This is a genomic window from Dietzia cercidiphylli (genome assembly GCF_014145145.1).
GTDB lineage: Bacteria > Actinomycetota > Actinomycetes > Mycobacteriales > Mycobacteriaceae > Dietzia > Dietzia natronolimnaea.
In genome coordinates, this window is record NZ_JAALEA010000431.1 from 1 (window position 1) to 3131 (window position 3131).

The 3131-nt window shown below is 70.0% G+C and carries 2 protein-coding genes and 1 pseudogene; 2 read left to right on the forward strand and 1 reads right to left on the reverse strand.

All coding sequences use genetic code 11. From position 1 onward, the window contains the following. Nucleotides 1-517 (reverse strand): annotated as a pseudogene (locus G6028_RS14660) (hypothetical protein); the annotation flags it as partial. A gap of 214 nt (nucleotides 518-731) precedes the next feature. Between G6028_RS14660 and exaC the strand changes: the two are divergent. Together exaC and G6028_RS14670 are read left to right on the forward strand one after the other, a co-directional pair. Then, the gene (exaC, locus tag G6028_RS14665) at nucleotides 732-2255 is read left to right on the forward strand and encodes an acetaldehyde dehydrogenase ExaC (RefSeq protein WP_179524183.1); all 1524 of its coding nucleotides are present in this window, start codon (nucleotides 732-734) and stop codon (nucleotides 2253-2255) included. A 32-nt stretch (nucleotides 2256-2287) separates the two neighbouring features. Then, the gene (locus G6028_RS14670; RefSeq protein WP_182659312.1) at nucleotides 2288-2851 is read left to right on the forward strand and encodes a DUF779 domain-containing protein; all 564 of its coding nucleotides are present in this window, start codon (nucleotides 2288-2290) and stop codon (nucleotides 2849-2851) included. The last annotated feature ends 280 nt before the right edge of the window (nucleotides 2852-3131 follow it).

Below are 3131 nucleotides of genomic sequence, written 5' to 3' on the forward strand. Positions count from 1 at the left end.
AGACGGGCGTGGGCCGGGCGGCGCCGACGGGTGCGCAGGTCCGGAGCAACCCGAGGACGGAGGGGTCGAGGTCCACGGCGATGGTCCTGACACCCTCGCGGGCGAGCCGCAGGGACAGGAACCCGAAGCAACACCCGATCTCCACCGCGGAGTCGCCGACCATCTCCGCCACCGCCCGGTCGTGCACCGGGGAGAACGGGCAGACGCCGCTGGCCAGTGCCGAGATCGACGACCGGTAGTAGGCGGACCAGCACTCCTCCCAGCTCGCGTCCCGGCAGGTCACGAGCGCGGTCACGGCCCGGTGGAACTCGTCGACGGTGTGCAGGACCCCGGTGGCGAGCAGGTCGCGGGCCATGGCCGGGATCAGCGCCTCGCTGACTTCGTCGTCGTCGAGGTCGTGCCCGATCCGCACCCGACGGTCGTCGGCGATCACGGTGAACGCCCCGAAGCGCCGGCCCGGTCCGCCCCGGATCGCCGAGATCGTCCGGCTCGTCCCGCGGGTCGCTGTGGTCTCCATGGGGGCAGACGGTAGGGCGAGCGGGAGGTCCGCGGCGAGAGGATTCAGTGGATTCCGGCAGGTCGAACGGGTCCGGCCCTGCCCGGTCGGGCAGTGGCCGCACGCGATCGGCTCGGGCCGGCCCGCGTGCAACGTTGCTGCAACCCCGCCGCGCATAGTGTCCTACATCACAGCGACGACCACGGGGGTCGCGCGGAGGAGAAGGAGGGGCACGATGCCCGTTTTCGCACAGCCCGGCGCCGATGGTTCGGTGATGTCCTACAAGAGCCGCTACGACCATTTCATCGGCGGCGAGTGGGTGGCACCCGTCAAGGGCGAGTACTTCGAGAACGTCACCCCGATCACCGGCCAGGTCTTCTGCGAGGTCGGCCGCGGCACGTCCGAGGACATCGAGGCGGCCCTGGACGCCGCGTGGGCCGCCGCCCCCGGGTGGAACGCCACCTCCGCCGCGGAGCGCTCGCTGGTCCTGCTCCGGATCGCCGACCGGATGGAGGAGAACCTCGAGGCCATCGCGCTGGCCGAGTCGTGGGACAACGGCAAGCCGATCCGCGAGTGCCTGGCCGCCGACATCCCGCTGGCGATCGATCACTTCCGCTACTTCGCCGGCTGCATCCGCGCCCAGGAGGGCGGGATCTCGCAGATCGACGAGGACACGGTGGCGTACCACTTCCACGAGCCGCTCGGCGTGGTCGGACAGATCATCCCGTGGAACTTCCCGGTCCTCATGGCGGTGTGGAAGCTCGCCCCGGCCCTGGCCGCGGGTAACTGCGTGGTGCTCAAGCCCGCCGAGCAGACCCCGGCGTCGATCCTGTTCCTCATGTCCGTGATCGGCGACCTGCTCCCGCCCGGCGTCGTGAACGTGGTCAACGGATTCGGCACCGAGGCCGGCAAGCCGCTGGCCTCCAACCCCCGCATCCGCAAGGTCGCCTTCACCGGTGAGACCACCACCGGACGCCTGATCATGCAGTACGCCTCGGAGAACCTCATCCCGGTGACCCTCGAGTTGGGCGGCAAGAGCCCCAACATCTTCTTCGAGGACGTCATGGACGCCGACGACGACTTCCGTCAGGCCGCGCTCGAGGGCTTCGCGATGTTCGGCCTCAACCAGGGCGAGGTGTGCACGTGCCCGTCACGCGCGCTCGTGCAGAGGTCGGTCTTCGACGAGTTCAGCGAGCTCGCGATCGAGCGCACCAACAAGATCACGCAGGGCAATCCGCTCGACACCGACACGATGCTCGGCGCGCAGGCCTCCAATGACCAGTTGGAGAAGATCCTGTCCTACATCGACATCGGCAAGCAGGAGGGCGCGGACGTCCTCACCGGCGGCGGACGAGCGGAGCTCGAGGGCGATCTCGCGGGCGGCTTCTACGTGCAGCCGACCGTCTTCCGCGGCCACAACAAGATGCGGCTGTTCCAGGAGGAGATCTTCGGGCCCGTGCTCTCCCTGAGCTCGTTCACCGACTTCGACGACGCCATGATGATCGCCAACGACACGCTCTACGGCCTGGGCGCCGGCGTGTGGTCGCGCAACGGCACCACCGCCTACCGGGCCGGTCGCACCATCCAGGCCGGCCGGGTGTGGACCAACACCTACCACCAGTACCCGGCCCACGCGGCGTTCGGCGGCTACAAGCAGTCCGGCATCGGGCGCGAGAACCACCGCATGATGCTCGACCACTACCAGCAGACCAAGTGCCTGCTGGTGAGCTACTCGGGCAAGCCGCAGGGCTTCTTCTGAGCCGCGGCGGATCAGAAGAGGAGGGACCGGTCATGGACGACGTCTGCGGGCTCCCCTCGGGCGGGAGCGTGCCCATAGCGGCGCGCGCCCTCCCGCCGGAGGGGGCGCCGCCCGGTCTCCCGCCGCGTGTCGTGGTCACCGAGCCGGCTGCCGAACTCATCCGTGAGCTCGTCGGCCGGCACGGCCCGGTGATGTTCCACCAGTCGGGCGGGTGCTGCGACGGGTCGGCCCCCATGTGTTACCCCGACGGTGAGTTCCGCGTGGGACAGCGCGATGTGCTGGTGGGGGAGCTCGACCTCGGCGCGGACGGTCCGTCCGGGACCGACCGGTCCGAACCTCCGGGCGACGACGACGAGGTGCGCACGCCATCCTCGTCGTCGTCGACCCGGGTGCGCGTGTGGATCTCGGGCACACAGTTCGAGACGTGGAAGCACACGCAGTTGGTGCTGGACGCCATCCCGGGCCGGGGCTCGGGGTTCAGTCTCGAGAACCCGACCGGCAGGCGGTTCCTGTCGCGGGCCCGGATGTTCGACGCGGCCGAGCAGGAGGCGTTGGCGGCGTTCCCGCCGCGCACGGGGGCGGACCTGGAGGACTAGGAGACTGCTGAACAAGCTGTGATCTTGGCCGCGAGAGCGGTGGGCGGGGTGGGGGCATGGCGGTGTGGCTTTTTCGCGGCTGCGGGGGCTGAGGTATCTGGTCCGGAGATGGGATCTGGCCGGTGGCCGCGGGTCGTGTTCGGCGGTCTGCCGCGGCGGGAGTCCTCGCCCGGGCGGGCTGGTCAGGCCAGGGCCCAGGTCCCGTTCTGGTTGGTCAGGCCCATCGAGAGCAGTCGGCGCAGGTTGAGGGCGGCAACGCGGTGGTGGAGCCAGTTGTTGT